The organism is Enterobacter cloacae complex sp. CARB60, assembly GCF_036487345.1.
Lineage (GTDB): Bacteria > Pseudomonadota > Gammaproteobacteria > Enterobacterales > Enterobacteriaceae > Enterobacter > Enterobacter asburiae_D.
On record NZ_JAZKLC010000002.1, the window covers coordinates 2,885,751 to 2,906,563 of the forward strand.

Annotated in this window: 22 protein-coding genes; 3 read left to right on the plus strand and 19 right to left on the minus strand. The window is 54.9% G+C overall.

Features of this window, described 5'->3' with window-relative positions; genetic code table 11:
• Positions 1-282 precede the first annotated feature (282 nt).
• Positions 283-1,248 (plus strand): L,D-transpeptidase LdtC, encoded by a 966-nt coding sequence (ldtC, locus tag V4835_RS14810; RefSeq protein ID WP_331412623.1) that lies wholly within the window; start codon positions 283-285, stop codon positions 1,246-1,248.
• Positions 1,249-1,322: 74 nt separating this feature from the next.
• Here the strand turns inward: ldtC and bhsA are convergent, their stop codons facing one another.
• Positions 1,323-1,580 carry a multiple stress resistance protein BhsA gene (bhsA, locus tag V4835_RS14815; RefSeq protein ID WP_023616599.1) on the minus strand — a complete coding sequence of 86 codons (258 nt, stop codon included), beginning with the start codon at positions 1,578-1,580 and terminating at the stop codon, positions 1,323-1,325.
• A gap of 245 nt (positions 1,581-1,825) precedes the next feature.
• Here bhsA and V4835_RS14820 point away from each other — a divergent pair, with 245 nt between their 5' ends.
• Positions 1,826-2,461 carry a TetR/AcrR family transcriptional regulator gene (locus tag V4835_RS14820; RefSeq protein ID WP_029739866.1) on the plus strand — a complete coding sequence of 212 codons (636 nt, stop codon included), beginning with the start codon at positions 1,826-1,828 and terminating at the stop codon, positions 2,459-2,461.
• A gap of 59 nt (positions 2,462-2,520) precedes the next feature.
• Here V4835_RS14820 and V4835_RS14825 read toward each other — a convergent pair whose 3' ends face one another.
• The 8 genes from V4835_RS14825 to hinT all read right to left on the minus strand — a co-directional run bounded on the left by V4835_RS14825 (position 2,521) and on the right by hinT (position 8,609).
• Positions 2,521-3,060 carry a glycine zipper 2TM domain-containing protein gene (locus tag V4835_RS14825; RefSeq protein ID WP_063144618.1) on the minus strand — a complete coding sequence of 180 codons (540 nt, stop codon included), beginning with the start codon at positions 3,058-3,060 and terminating at the stop codon, positions 2,521-2,523.
• 193 nt (positions 3,061-3,253) lie between these two features.
• A complete protein-coding gene (locus V4835_RS14830) occupies positions 3,254-4,558 on the minus strand; it encodes an NAD(P)/FAD-dependent oxidoreductase (protein ID WP_023335290.1) in 1,305 nt (434 codons plus the stop codon).
• Between the two features lie 238 nt (positions 4,559-4,796).
• Complete coding sequence (gene ycfP / locus V4835_RS14835) at positions 4,797-5,339, minus strand: alpha/beta hydrolase YcfP (RefSeq protein WP_008500781.1); 543 nt, start codon at positions 5,337-5,339, stop codon at positions 4,797-4,799.
• A 34-nt stretch (positions 5,340-5,373) separates the two neighbouring features.
• Positions 5,374-6,399, minus strand: coding sequence for a beta-N-acetylhexosaminidase (gene nagZ, locus V4835_RS14840; RefSeq protein WP_202774434.1), 1,026 nt, complete (start codon positions 6,397-6,399; stop codon positions 5,374-5,376).
• Between the two features lie 11 nt (positions 6,400-6,410).
• A complete protein-coding gene (thiK, locus tag V4835_RS14845) occupies positions 6,411-7,235 on the minus strand; it encodes a thiamine kinase (RefSeq protein ID WP_331412626.1) in 825 nt (274 codons plus the stop codon).
• On the minus strand, positions 7,216-7,860 hold the full coding sequence (gene lpoB, locus V4835_RS14850) for a penicillin-binding protein activator LpoB (protein WP_442877328.1): 645 nt from the start codon (positions 7,858-7,860) through the stop codon (positions 7,216-7,218). The genes thiK and lpoB overlap by 20 nt, the downstream gene beginning before the upstream one ends.
• Before the next feature lie 13 nt (positions 7,861-7,873).
• Positions 7,874-8,248 carry a YcfL family protein gene (locus V4835_RS14855; RefSeq protein ID WP_063144624.1) on the minus strand — a complete coding sequence of 125 codons (375 nt, stop codon included), beginning with the start codon at positions 8,246-8,248 and terminating at the stop codon, positions 7,874-7,876.
• Between the two features lies 1 nt (position 8,249).
• The gene (gene hinT, locus V4835_RS14860) at positions 8,250-8,609 is read right to left on the minus strand and encodes a purine nucleoside phosphoramidase (protein WP_006809243.1); all 360 of its coding nucleotides are present in this window, start codon (positions 8,607-8,609) and stop codon (positions 8,250-8,252) included.
• Between the two features lie 349 nt (positions 8,610-8,958).
• Between hinT and fhuE the strand changes: the two genes are divergently transcribed.
• Positions 8,959-11,148 carry a ferric-rhodotorulic acid/ferric-coprogen receptor FhuE gene (fhuE, locus tag V4835_RS14865; RefSeq protein WP_331412628.1) on the plus strand — a complete coding sequence of 730 codons (2,190 nt, stop codon included), beginning with the start codon at positions 8,959-8,961 and terminating at the stop codon, positions 11,146-11,148.
• Between the two features lie 141 nt (positions 11,149-11,289).
• On the opposite strand, the gene ptsG is transcribed toward fhuE, so the two are convergent.
• From ptsG to fabD, 10 genes are all read right to left on the minus strand, one after another.
• A complete protein-coding gene (gene ptsG / locus V4835_RS14870) occupies positions 11,290-12,723 on the minus strand; it encodes a PTS glucose transporter subunit IIBC (protein ID WP_331412629.1) in 1,434 nt (477 codons plus the stop codon).
• Positions 12,724-13,020: 297 nt separating this feature from the next.
• A complete protein-coding gene (locus V4835_RS14875; protein ID WP_331412631.1) occupies positions 13,021-13,815 on the minus strand; it encodes a metal-dependent hydrolase in 795 nt (264 codons plus the stop codon).
• A 10-nt stretch (positions 13,816-13,825) separates the two neighbouring features.
• Positions 13,826-14,830, minus strand: coding sequence for a DNA polymerase III subunit delta' (holB, locus tag V4835_RS14880; protein ID WP_331412632.1), 1,005 nt, complete (start codon positions 14,828-14,830; stop codon positions 13,826-13,828).
• Positions 14,827-15,468 carry a dTMP kinase gene (gene tmk / locus V4835_RS14885; protein ID WP_331412634.1) on the minus strand — a complete coding sequence of 214 codons (642 nt, stop codon included), beginning with the start codon at positions 15,466-15,468 and terminating at the stop codon, positions 14,827-14,829. Before tmk ends, holB begins: the two co-directional genes overlap by 4 nt.
• Positions 15,458-16,480 carry a cell division protein YceG gene (gene yceG, locus V4835_RS14890; RefSeq protein ID WP_331412635.1) on the minus strand — a complete coding sequence of 341 codons (1,023 nt, stop codon included), beginning with the start codon at positions 16,478-16,480 and terminating at the stop codon, positions 15,458-15,460. The genes tmk and yceG overlap by 11 nt, the downstream gene beginning before the upstream one ends.
• A 2-nt stretch (positions 16,481-16,482) precedes the next feature.
• A complete protein-coding gene (pabC, locus tag V4835_RS14895; protein WP_331412637.1) occupies positions 16,483-17,292 on the minus strand; it encodes an aminodeoxychorismate lyase in 810 nt (269 codons plus the stop codon).
• Positions 17,293-17,412: 120 nt separating this feature from the next.
• The gene (gene fabF / locus V4835_RS14900; RefSeq protein ID WP_023335279.1) at positions 17,413-18,654 is read right to left on the minus strand and encodes a beta-ketoacyl-ACP synthase II; all 1,242 of its coding nucleotides are present in this window, start codon (positions 18,652-18,654) and stop codon (positions 17,413-17,415) included.
• A 91-nt stretch (positions 18,655-18,745) separates the two neighbouring features.
• Positions 18,746-18,982: an acyl carrier protein gene (acpP, locus tag V4835_RS14905; protein WP_003857954.1), complete on the minus strand. Its 237-nt coding sequence runs from the start codon at positions 18,980-18,982 to the stop codon at positions 18,746-18,748.
• A 154-nt stretch (positions 18,983-19,136) separates the two neighbouring features.
• Positions 19,137-19,871: a 3-oxoacyl-ACP reductase FabG gene (gene fabG, locus V4835_RS14910; RefSeq protein WP_008500795.1), complete on the minus strand. Its 735-nt coding sequence runs from the start codon at positions 19,869-19,871 to the stop codon at positions 19,137-19,139.
• Positions 19,872-19,883: 12 nt separating this feature from the next.
• Entirely contained in the window at positions 19,884-20,813 is a 930-nt protein-coding gene (gene fabD / locus V4835_RS14915) for an ACP S-malonyltransferase (RefSeq protein ID WP_331412639.1), read from the minus strand.

Below are 20,813 nucleotides of genomic sequence, written 5' to 3' on the forward strand. Positions count from 1 at the left end.
CACAGGTCATGTCGTTACAGAGTAGTAAAGAACATAAAGTGAACGGAATGACCACCAGAGCCGTATGTTCCCCCTCACCCCAGCCCTCTCCCTCAATGGAGAGGGGGGCGTCCGTGCAGGCATCATTTTATGGGGATCCCTTCCCCCTGTTAGCCGAGCGCTACGGGGGGACAATTTACAAACTCTTTGCACTTCACCCGATCTTCCCGACATACCCATTCGCCATAATTATGTTTAACGCCTTATAAAACAATAACCTTATCATTTGCATGGATTATGGTGATGATGACCTCTTCGCGTTTTACTCGCTGGATGACCCTGTTTGCGCTGGCAGCCACCGTCGCGGTTGCGCTTCCCGCTCGGGCAAACACCTGGCCCCTTCCCCCTCCCGGCAGCAAGGTGGTGGGTGAAAACCGCTTTCATGTGGTTGAAAACAATGGTGGTTCACTGGAAGCGGTTGCCAAAAAATATAACGTCGGTTTTCTGGCCCTGCTGCAGGCGAACCCCGGCGTCGATCCGTATGTCCCGCGCGCGGGCAGCGTACTGACCATCCCGTTACAGACTATCCTGCCGGACGCCCCGCGCGAGGGGATGGTGATAAACCTGGCGGAGCTGCGTCTGTACTATTACCCGCCGGGTAAAAACGAAGTGACCGTCTACCCTATCGGTATTGGTCAGCTGGGCGGCGACACGCTGACGCCGACGATGGTCACCACCGTCTCGGATAAACGCGCGAATCCAACCTGGACCCCGACGGCCAACATCCGTGCCCGCTATAAGGCCCAGGGGATCGATCTTCCTGCCGTGGTGCCGGCAGGCCCGGATAACCCGATGGGGCACCACGCGATCCGCCTTGCGGCATACGGCGGCGTCTACCTGCTGCACGGAACGAATGCGGACTTTGGCATCGGCATGCGCGTCAGCTCTGGCTGTATTCGTCTGCGCGATGACGATATCAAAACGCTGTTTAACGTCGTTACGCCGGGAACCAAAGTAAATATTATCAATACGCCGATTAAAGTTTCAGAAGAGCCCGGCGGCGTGCGGCTGGTTGAGATTCACCAGCCGTTATCGAAAAACATTGGCGACGATCCGCAGACGCTGCCCATTAACCTGAATGCCGCGATGGTAAGCTTTAAAACGAATGCGAATACCAATAGCGTGGTGATGGAGCGCGCGATGGAAGCGCGGTCTGGCATGCCGACCGATGTCACCCGGCATCACGACGTCGTCCAGCAGTCGATGTAAATCAGAAATAAAAAACGCCCTGCTAAGCAGGGCGTTTTTTATTGCAGTGACATAAATGAGGGTTTATGCCCGGCTTATTTGTAGATGACAGCCGTACCGTGCAGGGTGTTAGGACCGGTCACGGAGGTGATGCGGTAAGATTTTGCACCCATCTCTTGCGCTTTTTGTGCCAGCTGATCTTCCAGGGAACCCAGGTTAGTCCCGGCAGAGGCAGAGATTGTCCCGACTTTATGCTGGTCAGCAGGGGTGGATTGCACTTGTACAGCAGCAAAGCTTGCGAAAGAGAGTGAACTCAGGACAGCGGCAGCGATGAGAGTTTTGACGTTTTTCATGATGTTTACCTTTAGCAGATGAATTTGGGAGGTCGTTAATCATTTAGTTAACGATCGATAGGTAAATCATAAATGTGATCCAGGTCACGCGTCAACATAATTTTATAACGAGCGTTAACTTAATTTTAAAATTCTTATTTTTCATACATATATGATTAATTTATTTTTAAGCATTCTGCACTGGTGGTGGGTTGCGTTTATTTTTATAATGGTCATTCACCAAACCAACAGAGGACCACCGGCAAATGACAACCGATGTCACGAGTTGTGCGAAGAAAAGCCGTGGCCGACCAAAAGTGTTTGACAGGGATGCAGCGCTTGATAAGGCCATGACTCTCTTCTGGCAACATGGGTATGAAGCAACCTCGCTTTCCGATCTGGTAGAAGCCACCGGAGCCAAAGCGCCGACGCTGTATGCCGAATTTACCAATAAAGAGGGGCTGTTCAGGGCGGTGCTGGACAGATACATTTCGCGCTTTGCGGCGAAACACGAAGCCCAGCTGTTCTGTGAAGAGAAAAGCGTTGAACAGGCGCTTCGCGACTATTTCACCGCCGTCGCGACCTGTTTCACCAGTAAAGAGACGCCTGCGGGCTGCTTTATGATTAACACCTCTGCCACCCTTGCGGCGTCCTCTAAAGAGATTGCCAATACGGTGAAATCGCGGCATGCCATGCAGGAGGAGACGCTCAGCGCATTTCTGGCGCAGCGCCAGCAGCGCGGTGAAATCCCGGCGCAATGCAACCCTCAGCTGCTGGCGCAATACCTGAGCTGTATTTTGCAGGGGATGTCGATCAGCGCCCGTGAAGGGGCCACGCTGGAGAAACTGCAGCATATTAGTGAAACCACGCTGCGGCTGTGGCCTGAGCTACTGAAAATCTGACGCAAAAAAAAGCTCCTCAGCCTGAGCGCATGAGGAGCTAAATTCAGAGAACATCTTTTTTACACTTTGTTATTCAGAACCAGCTGGCCATTTCCATCCAGTGGAATTTGCGTGCCCGGGTCTTTATCCATGCGGATTTTGCCCTGCTGATCGCCAATTTTGTACGTCACGTCATAGCCCAGCATTTTTTCCGACTTGTCATAGACGGTTTTGCAGCGTTGCTGAGACGTGGTGTAGGTATCGTTATCCTGCATCGCGCCCTGCACCTGGTTACCGGCATAGCCGCCACCCAGCGCGCCGACCACGGTCGCCACATCTTTACCCCGGCCACCGCCAAACTGGTGACCAATCACCCCACCCGCTACCGCACCCAGAACAGAACCGGCAATGCGGTTTTCATCCTGTACCGGACGACGGTGCGTCACGGAGACGTTGCGGCACTCCTGACGAGGGGTTTTCACGGTTTCTTTAATCGGTGTAGCAGAAACCACCTGCGCATACTGCGGGCCACGATCTAATACGTTGAGACTAGCAACGGCAGCCACACCTAACGCAGCCGCGACGCCAATCCCTATACCCGCCAACATTGATTTATTCACGGGACTTCCTCCTTTGTTGCTATTGGTAACAATTTTGCAATGGAGGCAACGCTTCGCCAATAAGATAAAGGATCAAAAAAGGGGCGTTGAGAGGAGATATATTGTATTTAGGAGAACTCTTAAGCAGTCAAACTGTGATCTACAGCATGAAATGCTAAAAACTCCCTCCGGAGGGCCCGGAGGGAGTGGAAGATTAGTGCAGCTTCAGACGCGGACGGATCACGCGGTTGATTCTGCCCACCAGCATCATCAGCCCGGTTTTGAAGTAGCCGTGCAGCGCAATCTGGTGCATACGGTACAGGGAGATATACACGAAGCGGGCAATACGCCCTTCTACCATCATTGAGCCACGCATCAGGTTGCCCATCAGGCTGCCGACGGTAGAAAAGTTTGACAGCGACACCAGTGAACCATGGTCTTTGTAGACATAGGCTTTCATTGGCTTGCCTTTGTACTGCGCCAGAATATTGTGCAGCACCAGGCTTGCCATCTGGTGAGCGGCCTGCGCGCGCGGCGGCACGAATCCGCCTTCAGGACGCGCGCAGGAGGCACAGTCACCGATAGCAAAGATTTCAGGGTCACGCGTGGTTTGCAGCGTTGGCTCGGTTACCAGCTGGTTAATGCGGTTCGTTTCCAGACCGCCGATCTCTTTCATAAAGTCAGGCGCTTTGATACCTGCCGCCCAGACCATCAGATCCGCTTTGATATACTCGCCGTCTTTGGTGTGCAGACCGCCTTCGTCGGCGCTGGTCACCATGGTTTGCGTCAGCACCCGCACGCCCAGCTTGGTGAGCTCATTGTGCGCCGCACCGGAAATACGCGGAGGCAGCGCGGGCAGGATGCGTTCACCGGCTTCAACCAGCGTGACGTTCAGCGCTTCGTTAGTTAGCCCTTTGTAACCGTAGCTGTGCAGCTGTTTCACCGCATTGTGCAGCTCCGCAGACAGCTCAACGCCGGTCGCACCGCCGCCAACAATGGCGATATTCACCTTACCGTTCGCACCCATATTGCTGGTGTACTTCAGGAACAGGTTCAGCATTTCCTGATGGAAACGACGCGCCTGGTGCGGGTTATCGAGGAAGATACAGTGCTCTTTCACGCCCGGCGTGTTGAAATCGTTGGAGGTACTGCCCAGCGCCATGACCAGCGTGTCGTACGCCAGTTTACGCTCGGGAACCAGCAGCTCCCCTTTTTCATCGCGCAGCTCTGCCAGGGTGATGGTTTTGCTTTCACGGTTGATGTCCACCACCGAGCCCAGCTGGAACTGGAAATGATGGTTGCGCGCGTGCGCCAGATAGCTGAGCGCGTCCACGCCCTCATCCAGAGAGCCGGTCGCCACTTCGTGCAGCAGCGGTTTCCACAGGTGGCTGTGGTTACGATCCACCAGCGTAATTTTGGCTTTTTTACCGCGACCCAGCTTCTTGCCCAACTGTGTAGCCAGCTCCAGCCCGCCAGCACCACCGCCTACAATCACTATCTTTTTCAATGGCGTAGTCAACGTGACCCCCTCAAATTATTAACCAATTGTTAATTAAAAGTTATAAAAATAACCCTTAATTAACAACAGGTTACAGCACTGAAACCATTCAGGTGCATTGAGAATAACACGTCAGGCGCATTGGTCATACCAAAATTGATATGCATCAAGTTTTGATGGCTTAAAAGTAGACAATTCTGGTCAAAAAGAAAGCCCGGAACGCTTTCGCGGCCGGGCTTTAATGCCTGCGGGTAATTGATTAACCCAGCGTTTTAAACGCTTTGATACGCTGCAGATGCGGAGAGATGTTTTTGAACTTGTGGGTCTGTTCTTCGTCCCAGACGATCTCATAGTAATGATGCAGCAGTTCTGCTGCCCGATGGCTGTTAAGCGCTTCATCATTACGTGAAAGGATCACCAGGCAGCGATCGCGGTTTTTCTCACGAAAATTGCTGACGCACTTGGTCGCAATATCGACATACTCTTCCGGGCGGTCAATTTTGCCTTCCATGTTCTCGTTCGGGAACAGGTTAGGATTGAACACCACCTGACGGATGTCGCACAGGAAGCCAATCCGCTCCGCCCAGTAGCCACCCAGCCCCACGCCGCAGATCAGCGGGCGATCGTCGACGTTGAGCTGCAACATCTTGTCCACCTCTTTGAGCAGATGCTGCATATCATGCTTCGGATGGCGCGTGCTGTAGCTGATCAACCGTACATCCGGATCGATAAACTGCAGCTGCAGCACCTTCTCATGATTACCAGGACTGTTTGAGTCAAAACCGTGTAAATAGATGATCATCGTCTTCTCACCACGCTACGCCTTCCGGGAGGGTTTACAGGCTGGCTTTATGTGCCTGCCAGCGCTCATTCAGGTCTTCAAGCCGGGCGTTGACCGTCTTCCAGCGCGCCGAATCCATCAGCTCCTGACGGCTAAATGAACCTTTATGATACAATTGTGTAACACGCTCTGCATTGATCGGCGACAGGTTATCCAGCACGCTAACGGCACCTTTACGATTATTGCAGACCAGGATCATATCGCAACCTGCATCCAGCGATGCCTGACCGCGTTCAGCGTAGCTGCCCATGATCGCGGCCCCTTCCATCGATAAATCGTCAGAGAAAATCACGCCGTTAAAACCCAGCTCCTGACGCAGAACGGTTTTCAGCCAGTGCGGAGAACCGCTGGCCGGACGCGGGTCGACGTCGCTGTAAATAACGTGCGCGGGCATAATGGCATCCAGCTTGTTATCGGTGATAAGCGACTGGAAAACCGACATATCTTTGGCGCGAATTTCCGCTTCCGGGCGCGGATCGCGCGGGGTCTCTTTGTGGGAATCCGCCGTCACCGCCCCGTGACCCGGGAAGTGTTTCCCGGTGGTTTTCATCCCGGCATCGTGCATGCCGTCGATGAACCGGGTCGCCACTGCCAGTGCAATACGCGGATCTTCATGGTATGAGCGCTCGCCAATGGCAGCGCTGATATGCCCTACATCCAGCACCGGGGCAAAGCTAATGTCGATATCCATGGCAATCATTTCGCTGGCCATCAGCCAGCCGGCCTCCTGCGCCAGTTTTCCACCCTCTTCCGTGCCGAGCAGCGCGGCAAAAGACTGGGCGGCGGGCAGGCGGGTAAAACCGTCGCGAAAACGCTGCACGCGTCCGCCTTCCTGATCGACGGCCACCACCAGATGATTGCGCGACGCGGCGCGGATCTGACGCACCAGCTCGCGCAGCTGCGCCGGATCGTGATAGTTGCGGGTAAACAGGATCAGGCCGCCCACCAGCGGATGCGCCAGAATTTCACGCTCCTCCGCATCCAGCTCAAACCCTTCTACATCCAACATGACTGGACCCACATCCACCTCTCTTATCCTTTAGTTTGTAACTGACGCCAGGCATCGTCTGCCAGCGCAATAAATTGTTTGTCTTTGGACTGCCGATAGCGCATTTCAAACCAGCCGGCCATTAACATGACGACCCAGGGTCGCCAGCGTCTGACCACACGCCTCAGCGCGTCGGGGTCAATATGTGCCACCTGAGCGTAGTCCCTGATGAGCATCTGCCGCGCGGCTTCACTCTCCGTCCAGACTGCCGCCAGCTCCAGCGCCACATCGCCATCTCCGGCATACTCCCAGTCGATAAGCCTGATGCCCGCTGGCGTATGAACAATATTCCCGGCATGAACATCCATGTGCAACGGCGCGAGCCGAATCGGCTGCGGCTCTCCCGCTTTACGCAGCCGCTTAAGATGTGCCAGCCACATTGGGGTGCGTCTATCAGGCAGGGCTTGCTGCCAGTAATGCTCAAGCAGCGGGAATAACGTAATTCGCCATCCCAGGCGCGGCTGCCGGTGCAGATGATACAGCATCGCCGCAAGCTGTGGGGTGTCCGGCAGCGCGCTTTTAACTTCACCGTCCAGATAGTCGACGGCCATCCAGCCCTGTCTGAAAAAACGGGGTTCAGGCACGAGATCTGACGGAAGACGTCTCAGGGCACGAAACTGACGACGGAAATGGAAAGCAGGCGCGTAGGGATCGTGATTCTGCCGCAAGACCAGACGGTGTTCGCCCTGCTCTATAATGCAACTCGCGCCGCCAAGCCCGGAATGGGCCTGCGGCGCGATAAGGCGATACTGAGGAAAATAGCGCGTCAGAATTTCTTCAAGCGTGCCGTCATTGTTGCGTAACCGCACCTTTACCTGACCAGATAATTTCGCCTGTTTGAACCAGCATCAGCTGCATCTGCAGGGCTGGGGTATTCACGTTACCGGTGGCGTTAGAGTACAGCACATACTGTGCGCCAACGTTTCGGGCAATACCGATCGCCTTGCTACGTGAGCCGAGGCTATCCTGCGGCGACAGGCCCAGCTGCTGTTTGGCTACCGCGAGCTGTTGAGCCGAAACCAGCGTAAACTTGCCGTTGTTTGCCAGGGCATTGCGCAGGGTTTCCGTCGCTTCACCCGCGTTCAGCGAACCGTTGGTACGGTTGTTCACGCTGTCGACCAGCAACACGCTGCCCGCCGTCACGCCCTGCGCCTGCAGCATTTTACCGACCATCGGCTGCATTGCCCCGTTCCAGTCGTAATGGCGCACGCGCGGCGTGGGCTGTGAAGTCTGGTCCGGATGCTCAATCGGGCCTGGCTGGGCCGGAATAGACGGTACAGACGGCACGGTTGGCTGCTGCTGCGTTGGCGGTGTCGGCTGTTCAGTACCCGGTTTAGCCTCTTCCACAGGCGCAGGCTGTTCAGTTCGGGTCACACACCCTGCCAGGAACAGAGCGAAAGCTGTCACGAGCGCATAGCGGCTCAAATTTTTAATCAAGGTTCACCCCTCAGAGATAAAGATAAAGTCTCACCTTATGCGCACCCAGATAGTTGGCGCTGCCATAGAGCGTTACCGACGACCTGGCCGGAATGGTGACGCTGCGCGGCGCCTCCAGCGGATGCATTTCAAGACCTCTTACGTCATACCAGAAAAAACGGTAGTGGACCGTCACTGGTTCATGTCTTTCATTAAAGAGCGTAGAGGAGGCAGATGAGTTGATTTCACTGATGGTCAACGCGGGCTGTTGCGCCGTGATGCCCGCGGCAAGCACGGAGGATTCCATGACCAGCGTCTGTTCATCATTCACGGGGATCGCCGGACGCGAGCTGCACCCCACAATCATCATCGTCATTACCAGCGCTGCAATACGCCCTTTAAGCATGTCAGAGACCTTTATGTGCCAGCATCGGCCCCAGAGGACGTCCACCCAGCAGATGCATGTGAATATGATAAACTTCCTGGCCACCATGACGGTTGCAGTTCATGATCAAACGGTAACCGTCTTCTGCAATCCCTTCCTGTTCAGCGATTTTCGCGGCCACCGTCAGCATACGACCTAACGCCACTTCATGCTCGGTTTTTACGTCGTTTACAGTCGGAATCAGAATATTGGGAATGATAAGGATGTGCGTCGGGGCCTGAGGGGAAATGTCCCGGAAAGCCGTCACCAGTTCATCCTGATAGACGATATCTGACGGAATTTCGCGACGGATAATTTTACTGAAAATCGTTTCTTCAGCCATGACCTTTTCCTTTTTTGTTTAATCTGGCGCAATGCGTCCGCTGTAAACACACTGCCGGGATCGGTGTGTGACACAATTCAAGAGTATGAGCGAGTTTCTCCTGTCCTTTCAACCTCCTCCCTCGATTTCTTTCCTGAATGTTCATCAGCTGGGTGAAGAGTGACCGCTCATATGCCTCAACGGGCTGAAACATTATTTCAGTTCCGGTCGACACATCTGTTTACAGCATTAATAGCAATGCGTATATTTCGCATTTGCATTTTCATGCGCATTTTCAACATAGAAAACGACGCCAGCCCGTTTCTGCGGGACTGACGCATACCCTCTTCACCGTTATAAGGGTTTGATAATGTCTTTCATTAATCACACCAGGGATGGGCAACATCAGCCTGTCGCAACGCCTTCGTTGCTGGCAGTCTGCATTGCTATGGCATTGACGCCAGCCGCCGCTTTCGCTGCATCAACAGCCGAAGATACCGTCATCGTAGACGAAGGTTTTGACAATACACAGGATCCTTCCGCAAACCAGGCTCATGATTACAGCGTAAAAACCACCACCACCGGCACCAAACTGTTGCTGGTTCCCCGCGATATCCCGCAGTCCGTCAGCGTGATCAGCCAGCAGCGCATGGCCGATCAAAACCTGCAGTCCATCGGCCAGGTGTTAACTAACACCACGGGCGTAACGGCGCAGGTGCAGGACAGCGACCGTACCGTATTTTACTCGCGCGGATTTTTCGTTAGTAACTACGCCTATGACGACCTTCCAACCTCCATCAGCGAAGTGTGGAACTTTGGCGATACCGCCGCCGATACCGCGATCTACGACCGTATCGAAGTGGTGCGCGGCGCAACCGGCCTGATGTCCGGTACGGGCAACCCGGCGGCGTACGTCAATATGGTACGTAAGCATGCGGACAGCAATGAATTCAAAGGGAATGTTTCGGCCAGCTACGGCAGTTGGGACAAGCAGCGCTACGTGCTGGATTTGCAGGCGCCGTTGGTGGAGTCCGGTAAGGTGCGGGGCCGCCTGATTACGGGTTATCAGGATAACGACAGCTTCGTGGATAACTACCACTACCGGAAAAAATTCCTCTACGGCGTGATGGACGCGGATGTCACCGACAGGACTACCCTCTCTGTGGGGTATGAGTATCAGGAAAGTAATACCGACGACCCGACCTGGGGCGGACTGCCGACCTGGTACAGCGACGGGAGTAAAACCAATTACAATCGTAGCCAGACCGTCGCGCCTGACTGGGCCTACTCGGACAAGGATAGCACCCGCATCTTCGCTAACCTGACCCAGCGTTTCGACAACGGCTGGGAAGCACACATTAACGGCATGCATGCTGAAACCAACTTCGACTCTAAGCTGATGTATATGTCCGGTTATCCGGATAAAGAGACCGGCACGGGCATGGTGGGCTACGGCGGCTGGAACCGTGGGGAACGTAAACAGGATGCCGTAGATGCGTTCCTGCGCGGCGATTTCGAACTCTTTGGCCGTCAGCACGAAATGATGTTCGGCGGCAGCTTCAGCCGCCAGCGTAACCATTACGACAACTCAATGCCTGACGCGGTTTACGGCATGGTTGATGTGGGTAACTTTAAGAACTGGAACGGTAACATTGCCGATCCGCAGTGGACGCCGTGGAAGCTCTACAGCAAGGACGACATCCGCCAGTCCTCAGCGTATACCTCCGCCCGCTTCTCGCTGGCTGACCCGCTGCATCTGATCCTCGGCGCGCGTTATACCAACTATAACATTCGCTATAACCCGGCGGGCTCCCCGGACACCCGTCTGGAAAGCACTAAAGATGACGTTACGCCCTACGCGGGCCTGGTCTACGACATCAATGAAGACTGGTCGACCTACGTCAGCTATACCTCCATCTTCCAGCCGCAGGACAAGCGTAACGCCAGCGGACGCTATCTCGACCCAACCACGGGCAAAAGCTACGAAGCCGGTGTGAAGGCAGACTGGTTCAATACCCGTCTTACCACCTCGCTGGCGATTTTCCGCATTGAGCAGGATAACGTCGCAAGCAACACGTATACCTACATGCCGAGCGGTGAGTCGATCTATCAGTCGCTGGACGGCGTAGTGAGCAAAGGGATCGAGTTCGAGCTGAACGGTGCGCTGACCGATAGCTGGCAATTGACCTTCGGCGCGACACGCTACATTGCTGAAGATAAGAATGGCAACGCGGTGAGCGCCGATCAGCCGCGCACGACCATGAAACTGTTTACTCGTTATCAGCTGCCAATGCTGCCAGCGCTGACCGTTGGCGGGGGCGTAAACTGGCAAAACAAAGTATGGACGGATGTGGATGGCGCTCCGGCTGGCCGCAACCGTGCGGAGCAAGGCAGCTACGGACTGGTTAACCTCTTTAGCCGTTATCAGGTCACCAAAGATTTTGCCGTTCAGGCGAACGTCAACAACCTGTTCGACAAAGAGTATTACGATTACGTCGGCTCTTATGTGGTTTATGGCGCGCCGCTGAACGTCTCGGTGAGCGCGAGCTACGACTTCTGAGTGACAGAAGCCCGGTGGCGCTACGCTTACTGGGCCTACCCATCACACAGGCCGGGTAAGGCGCAGCCACCACCCGGCACCACAAACCGCAGTAATAAAAAAGGCAGCCATTCGGCTGCCTTAGTCTCCCCAGGTCACAACTTAGTTGCTGCGGATGTACTCATCCATTTCGGTTTTCAGGTTATCGGATTTGGTACCGAAGATTGCCTGTACACCAGAACCTGCAACAACTACGCCCGCTGCGCCCAGTTTTTTCAGACCCGGCTGGTCTACTTTCGCTACGTCGGCAACGCTCACACGCAGACGAGTGATGCACGCGTCCAGGTTAGTGATGTTCTCTTTACCACCGAACGCTGCGACCAGTGCCGGAGCCATTTCGCTGGTAGCGCCTGCTTTGCTGTCTTCTGTCGCATCTTCACGGCCTGGGGTTTTCAGGTCCAGTGCTTTAATCAGCACGCGGAAGATGGTGTAGTACGCAACCGCATAGCACGCACCCACGATTGGGAACAGCCACAGTTTGCTGCTGTTACCGGACAGAACGATGAAGTCGATCAGGCCGTGAGAGAAGGACGTACCGTCACGCATACCCAGCAGAATACAGATTGGGAACGCCAGGCCCGCCAGAATCGCGTGGATAACGTACAGGATCGGCGCAACGAACATGAAGGAGAACTCGATCGGCTCGGTGATACCGGTCAGGAACGAGGTCAACGCTGCGGAGATCATGATACCGCCCACTTTTGCACGGTTCTCTGGCTTAGCAGAGTGCCAGATAGCAATCGCTGCGGCTGGCAGACCGTACATTTTGAACAGGAAGCCACCAGACAGTTTACCTGCAGTTGGGTCGCCCGCCATGTAACGTGGGATATCGCCGTGGAATACCTGGCCTGCTGCGTTGGTGAATTCACCAATCTGCATCTGGAATGGAACGTTCCAGATGTGGTGCAGACCAAATGGCACCAGGCAACGCTCGATGAAGCCGTAGATACCAAACGCCACAACCGGGTTCTGGTAAGCAGCCCACTGAGAGAAGGTCTGGATAGCGGAGCCGATTGGCGGCCAGATGAAGGACAGGATCACGCCAGTGAAAATCGCTGCCAGACCAGAGATGATCGGAACGAAACGCTTGCCCGCGAAGAAGCCCAGATACTCAGGCAGCTTGATGCGATAGAAGCGGTTAAACATATACGTTGCAATCGCACCGGAGATGATACCGCCCAGAACACCGGTGTCCGCCAGGTGTTTCGCGGCGATCTCTTCTGCCGGTAAATGCAGAACCAGCGGCGCAACCACAGCCATGGTTTTCACCATGATGCCGTAGGCAACCACTGCAGCCAGCGCAGAAACGCCGTCGTTATTGGTGAAGCCCAGAGCCACACCGATCGCGAAGATCAGAGGCATGTTAGCAAAGACAGAACCGCCTGCTTCGGCCATCACGTGGGACACTACGGCTGGCAGCCAGCTGAAGTTAGCAGAACCGACACCCAGCAGGATACCTGCGATAGGCAGTACGGATACTGGCAGCATCAGCGATTTACCGACCTTTTGCAGGTTAGCAAATGCATTCTTAAACATAATTGAGAGTGCTCCTGAGTATTTGTGCTTTTTTTACGCTTTCACGCATTGGCCCGGGGGGAGTACCGTGCCGTGGACAGGACATCTAAGCGCCCTTTATTTATTACACAGAGTAAAATAATTCCCTCTGAGTTTGTTTGACGGCTATCACGTTTCAGCTTAAGGCGGTCGAAAAACTTTCAGTTATTTACAAAAAGCATGTCCGGATGTGTCTAAAAACACCCTCACCGCCCCAAATGAGGCGGTGAACTTTACTCGCTTTACTTATTAATTACGAGCCTAAAAAAAACAGGTGTATCAGACAGATTGCAGGCGGGCGGGGTCGATATGGAACAGCGTGGAGAAGTTTTCCGTCGTCACGCGGGCCAGCTCATCAATGCTGACGCCCTTCAGTACGGCCATGTACTCAGCCACATCTCTCGTCATAGCGGGCTGGTTCTCTTTACCGCGATGCGGTACCGGTGCCAGATACGGCGAGTCTGTTTCCACCAGAATGCGATCGAGCGGAACATAGCGTGCAGCATCACGCAGCTGCTCAGCATTACGGAACGTCACGATCCCCGAAAACGAGATATAAAACCCTAAATCAAGCAGCTTACCCGCCGTTTCTCTGTCTTCTGTGAAACAGTGTAGTACGCCACCGCAATCCGTCACGATTTCTTCCCGGAGGATCGCCAGCGTATCCGCACGCGCATCGCGGGTGTGGACGATAACCGGCTTGTTCAGCTCCCGGCCAATGCGAATATGGTTACGGAAGGACTCCTGCTGACGCGGTTTGGTTTCCGGCGTGTAAAAGTAGTCCAGCCCGGTCTCGCCCATCGCCACCACGCCCTCTTCTGCTGCCAGTCGGCGCAGATCCTCAACGTCGTACGCCTCGTCCTGATTCAACGGATGCACGCCGCAGGAGAACACCACGTTATCGCGAACGCCCACCAGCTCACGCATGGAGCGGTAGCCCGGCAGCGTGGTTGCCACCGCAAGACAGAATTTCACATCGCGGGCGGCGGCTTTTGCCAGCACGTCGTCCACGTTTTTATGCAGGGATTGATAATCCAGGCCATCAAGATGGCAGTGTGAGTCGACTAAAAACATAATGTCTCTCTCAGAGATGGGAAACTGGCGGTGTGACGCCGGGTTGCAGGTAATGTTCGATACGCAGTAACTGGTCGGTCAGTAAAAGCTCGCGATTAAGACCGGTCACGGTTAAAAGCTGTTCACGACTCTGGCAAATTTCATGGAGCATCGCGTGAAGAATCTTCCCTGAGAGGCGGTTCGCCAGCGTATTCACCAGCGGCCACGCATCCGGGTTGGTCAGAAGCGTTGCCCCTTGCTGGATTTTGAGCGCATCCAGCAGCAAGGAGGCCAGCCAGTGCAAACGCTCAACGGCCCGATCGCTGTTAAGTGCAGGCAGTAAACTTAGCCAGTCGTGACTGTTCAGTGAAGCGTCGACGGCCCGGCAGAGCGTTTCTCGCTCTGACCAGACGTCAGGCTGCAGTAATGCCAGCGCCGCAGCAGGCGCACCGCTGCTCAGACGCAAGGCGGTCAGCGCGCCCTCAGGTGACGTTGTCACCTCGCGCTCCAGCCAGCTCAGCGCCCACGATTCCTGGGGCACCGCCAGGTGATGGAGACGACAGCGGCTGCGCAACGTGGCAAGCAATCGTCCCGGGTCACGGCATGAGAGGAAAAACCACGTTTTTACCGGCGGCTCTTCCAGGGTTTTGAGCAGAGCGTTAGCGGCCGCCTCGGTGAGCAGCGTGGCATCTTTAAGCCAGACCACTTTAGCGCCGCCCAGCCGAGCGTGTTCATACAATTTTTCACCGACTTCACGCACGGCATCAATACCGAGCGCGCTTTTGCCCTTTTCAGGCTCAAGGGTGTAGTAGTCAGGATGCGTGCCCGCCTGCATCAGCTGACAGCCACGGCATTTGCCACAGCTCTTGTGCCCTTCCGGCTGCTGACACATCAGAAAACGGGTGATGGCATAAATCAGCGCATCATCACCCATCCCTGGCAATGCCTGAATCAGTAACGCATGATGCCCCCGACCCGCCTGATAGCTGCCGATCAGCTGTTCAAAGTGTGGGCGCAACCATGGATACCATTTCATGCCTGCTGCTCCTGCACCCACTGCGTAATGGTATGCTGAATGTCACGCGTGACGTCGTCCAGGGACTGCGTCGCATCAATGGTACAAATTGAGCTGTCCTGTGCGGCCAGTTCAAGATAGCGCGCACGGGTGCGGTTAAAGAAATCAAACGACTCTTGTTCAATGCGGTCCAGCTCGCCGCGCGCGCGGGCACGCTTGAGGCCCACTTCCGGAGTCACATCCAGATAGAGCGTCAGGTCGGGGCGAAAATCACCCAATACGGCATTACGCAGCGTGCCCAGCATTGTCTGGTCGATACCGCGTCCTCCGCCCTGATACGCCTGAGTCGACAGATCGTGACGGTCGCCGATCACCCACTTGCCGTCGGCCAGGGCGGGTTTGATAACCGTCTCAACCAGCTGAACGCGCGCCGCGTAGAACATCAGCACTTCGGCTTTGTCAGTGATAACTTCGTCGCCGACGGATTTGATATCCAGCACCAGGCTGCGCAGCTTTTCAGCCAGCTGCGTTCCGCCCGGCTCGCGGGTAAATACCATGTCCGCCACGCCAAGCGCTTTGAGCGTATCCACCACCACGTTGCGGGCGGTGGTTTTACCCGCCCCTTCGAGTCCCTCAATGACAATGTATTTACTGCGCATTTTTTTCCTTAAGTGCCTTCAGATAGTCCTGAACAGAGCGATTGTGGCTGGCAAGGTTGGTGTTAAAGGTATGCCCCCCTTTTCCATCCGCCACAAAATAGAGATACGGTGTTTTAGCAGGATGCGCGGCGGCTTTGAGCGACGCTTCGCTCGGCGTGGCGATCGGGCCCGGCGGCAAACCGCTAATCACGTAGGTATTATACGCCGTTGGCGTCTCCAGATCTTTTCTTGAGATCTTGCCGGTATAGCTCTCGCCCATGCCGTAGATAACGGTAGGGTCGGTTTGCAGACGCATGCCGATGCGCAGACGGTTGATAAAGACTGACGCCACCCGATCGCGCTCGGCGGCAACGGCCGTCTCTTTCTCGATAATCGAGGCCATGGTGACAAACTGATTTTGATCTTTATAGGGTAAACCATCCATTCGCCCTTCCCAGGCGGCATCCACGGCGGCGACCATTTTTTTGTGCGCCCGCTTCAGGATGGCAACATCGGTCGTGCCTGCCGTGTACATCCAGGTATCTGGCCAGAACCAACCTTCCACCCATTCCGGATGTTCAAGCTTCAGCGCGTCAGCCACCGTCTGATAGCTATCGTCTTTTAACGTATGTTTGATATACGGCGCGTCACGCAGCTGTTTGAGGTAATCGCTCAGGCGCATTCCTTCCACAAACCGCAGGGGAAACTGGGCTTCTTTGCCGCTTTCCAGCAGCTGCAGCATCTCTCTGACGGTCATTCCCGGCGTAAAGCGATAGGTACCGGCTTTAAAATGCGACAGCTCAGGCTCCACGCGCAATAACCACTGGAAGACCCGTGGACGATTGATAATCTTGTCGCCATAGAGCTGTTCCCCCAGCGCCTGACGGCCGGTTCCCGCTTTCAGGGTAAAGATCGTTTCGTCTTTAACCAGGATTTTGCTGTCCGCCAGCTGGCGAACTTTCCATACGCCAGCTCCGCCAGCGACGCCCAGCGCAACGATGAGGATAAGGACAAAGCGCAACATTTTTTTCATGACTATCTGGTTTGCTCACATATCGGGGCTAAAAACTGAAACAGCTCGCGCGAAGACCAGCGTTGTTGGCCATACGCGCGGACGGGTACAACAGGCATCAGCGCATTGCAGATGATGACTTCATCTGCGGTCTGTAGCGCGGCTTCTCCTGCGCTAACTTCGACAACGCGAAAGCCAGAGCGTGCCAGCTGTTGCAGACAAAACTGACGCATTAACCCATTTACGCCAGCGTGCTCCAGCGACGGGGTGAACACATCTCCCCCCTGCCGCCAGAGTAAATTAGCCGCACAGCATTCCGTAATGAACCCTTCGCTGTCAAGAACCAGCGCCTCATCGGCGTCCGTCTGTTCAAGATGAGTACGAATGAGCACCTGCTCCAGGCGGTTGAGATGCTTAAGCCCGGCCAGCATCGGGTTTCGTCCCAGCCGTACCGGGCTCAGCGCCAGCGTGACGCCGTCTTCTCGCCAGCGAGAGTAATGCGCGGGATAAGCAGAAACGGAGAGAATACGCGTTGGGTTGATACACGATGCGGCGCTGTAACCCCGGCCACCGCTACCGCGGCTGATGATGACCTTGAGTACGCCGCTGTGCTTCCCCGACGCGAGCTGGCACATTTCCTGGCGCAGTGTGTCCCAGTGCGTAAAGGGGATCATGAGCTTTTCACAGCCATGCTGCAGGCGTTGAATATGCGCCTCCAGCAGGCAGACATCGCCATCCAGAATGCGCGCCGTCGTAAAGCAACCATCACCGAACTGTATCGCCCTGTCGCTGGCAGGCAGCGTGTCCTGCTCAAGGCCATTGATTAAAAACATGGTGGCTCCTTATGCGTGGGCGTTTAGTCTGGCAGGATGTCATGCAGCCGACAAGAAGATTAGGCTTAATAAAAAAGGCCCGACAAGCGGACCTTTTTAAATGCTATCGGGACGACAGGATCAGATCTTTTTGAAGATCAGAGAGCCGTTGGTGCCGCCGAAGCCGAAGGAGTTACACAGGGTGTACTCCATACCGCTAACCTGACGCGCTTCGTGAGGAACGAAGTCCAGATCGCAACCTTCATCCGGGTTATCCAGGTTGATGGTTGGCGGAACAGCCTGATCGCGCAGCGCAAGGATGGAGTAGATTGACTCTACTGCACCCGCCGCACCCAACAGGTGACCGGTCATGGATTTCGTGGAGCTCACCATTACGCGGCTGGCAGATTCGCCGAAGATAGACTTAACCGCCTGAGCTTCAGCTTTATCGCCTGCAGGCGTAGAGGTGCCGTGCGCATTCACGTAGCCGATTTGTGCTGGGGTAATCCCCGCATCACGAATCGCGTTTTCCATCGCCAGTGCAGCACCTGCACCGTTCTCAGGAGGAGACGTCATGTGGTAAGCATCGCTGCTCATGCCGAAACCAACGATTTCAGCATAAATTTTCGCACCGCGTTTTTTCGCGTGTTCGTACTCTTCCAGTACGATCATGCCCGCCCCGTCGCCCAGCACAAAGCCGTCACGGTCTTTATCCCACGGACGGCTCGCCGCCTGCGGGTTATCATTACGGGTAGACAGCGCACGCGCCGCACCAAAACCGCCGACACCCAGTGGGGTACTGGCTTTTTCAGCACCGCCCGCAACCATAGCATCTGCATCGCCGTACGCGATAATGCGCGCGGCCTGGCCGATGTTATGTACGCCAGACGTACAGGCGGTCGCGATAGAAATGCTTGGCCCACGCAGGCCGAACATGATGGTCAGGTGACCCGCCACCATGTTAACAATCGTGGACGGAACGAAGAATGGGCTGATCTTACGCGGGCCGCCATTCATCAGAGATGTATGGTTTTCCTCGATCAGGCCAAGACCGCCAATCCCGGAGCCGATAGCGGCGCCGATACGGGTTGCGTTCTCTTCCGTAATCTCAAGGCCAGAATCCTGCATGGCCTGAACGCCAGCGACAATTCCATATTGAATGAAGGCATCCATCTTGCGCTGTTCTTTGCGCGAGATGATCTCTTCACAGTTAAAATCCTTTACTAAGCCAGCAAATTTCGTTGCATAGGCGCTAGTATCGAAATGGTCGATTAGGCTGATGCCGCTCTGACCGGCAAGGAGAGCTTTCCAGGTGGACTCTACGGTATTGCCGACAGGAGACAACATGCCAAGTCCGGTCACAACTACACGACGCTTAGACACGTTTGTCCTCCAGGGAGGGATAAAAAAAGAGATTCGTGGGACTAAAAAAGATAAAACTCAGGCGGTCGAATGACCGCCTGGAGATGTTCACTTACGCCTGGTGACCGTTGATGTAATCAATGGCAGCCTGAACGGTGGTGATCTTCTCAGCTTCTTCGTCCGGAATCTCAGTATCAAACTCTTCTTCCAGAGCCATTACCAGCTCAACGGTGTCAAGAGAATCTGCGCCCAGGTCTTCAACGAAGGAAGCGGAGTTCACAACTTCTTCCTGCTTAACGCCCAGCTGTTCGCCGATAATTTTCTTAACGCGTTCTTCGATAGTGCTCATACTCTTAAATTTCCTATCAAAACTCGCTTTCGCGATGGTTTTCGTAGTGTATAAAATGTTGAAAAATTTGCAACTAAATCCCGGCAGTTCGTACCACGATTTTACGTTATTTTGAGGCCATTCGCCCTAATAACGCAAATATTTTTCATCGTGGTTAAACCATATACATCCCGCCGTTGACGTGGAGGGTCTCACCAGTGATGTAACCCGCTTCGTCAGAGGCTAAAAATGCAACCGCACTGGCGATTTCTTTAGGGTCGCCAAGACGACCCGCCGGAACTGCCGCCAGCGTACCCGCACGCTGCTCATCAGTCAGCGCACGCGTCATGTCCGTTTCAATAAAGCCCGGAGCAACAACGTTTACCGTAATACCGCGGGACGCAACTTCACGCGCCAGCGACTTACTGAAACCAATCAGGCCTGCTTTCGCCGCAGCGTAGTTAGCCTGACCAGCATTTCCCATGGTACCAACCACAGAACCGACAGTGATAATACGACCATGACGCTTTTTCATCATAGCGCGCATTACCGCTTTTGACAGACGGAATACAGATGACAGGTTGGTTTCGATGATATCGTTCCACTCGTCGTCTTTCATTCGCATTAACAGGTTATCGCGAGTGATCCCGGCATTGTTTACCAGAATATCCACTTCGCCAAACTCTGCGCGAATATTTTCCAGAACAGATTCGATAGATGCAGGTTCAGTCACATTCAGCACCAGACCTTTACCGTTTGCACCCAGATACTCGCTGATGGCCTGAGCGCCATTCTCGCTGGTTGCTGTACCAATCACCTTCGCGCCGCGCGCAACCAGTGTTTCAGCAATTGCACGCCCGATACCGCGGCTTGCGCCAGTGACCAGGGCGATTTTTCCTTCAAAACTCATGGTATTCCTCTTTTATTGCGAGAGTGCCGCTGACATTGCTTCCGGCTCGTTAATCGCCGAGGCTGTCAGGGTGTCAACAATACGTTTCGTCAGACCGGTGAGGACTTTACCTGGGCCGACTTCATACAGATGCTCAACGCCCTGAGAGGCCATAAACTCAACGGTTTTGGTCCACTGTACCGGGCTGTAGAGCTGGCGAACCAGCGCGTCACGGATAGCTTCCGGCGTGGTTTCGCATTTCACATCGACGTTGTTCACAACGGAAATCGTCGGTGCGTTAAACGCAATTTTTTCCAGCTCAACCGCTAGTTTCTCGGCAGCAGGCTTCATCAGCGCACAGTGAGACGGCACGCTAACAGGCAGCGGCAGCGCACGTTTAGCACCCGCAGCTTTACAGGCCGCGCCGGCACGTTCAACCGCTTCTTTATGGCCAGCGATAACCACCTGGCCCGGCGAGTTGAAGTTTACCGGAGAGACAACCTGGCCTTCAGCGGATTCTTCACACGCTTTTGCAATTGCAGCATCATCCAGACCGATGATGGCAGACATGCCGCCCGTGCCTTCCGGCACCGCTTCCTGCATGAATTTGCCGCGCAGTTCAACCAGACGTACCGCGTCAGCAAACGCGATCACGCCGGCACACACCAGCGCAGAGTATTCACCCAGGCTGTGACCCGCGAGCAGCGCTGGCGCTTTACCGCCCTGCTGCTGCCAGACACGCCACAGCGCAACGGACGCGGTCAGCAACGCTGGCTGGGTCTGCCAGGTTTTGTTCAGTTCTTCGGCCGGCCCCTGCTGGGTCAGCGCCCATAAATCATAACCCAGTGCATCAGAAGCTTCACGGAAAGTCTCTTCAATTACCGGATAGTGTGCTGCCATTTCAGACAACATCCCAACGGTTTGAGAGCCCTGGCCCGGGAACACAAAAGCAAATTGCGTCAT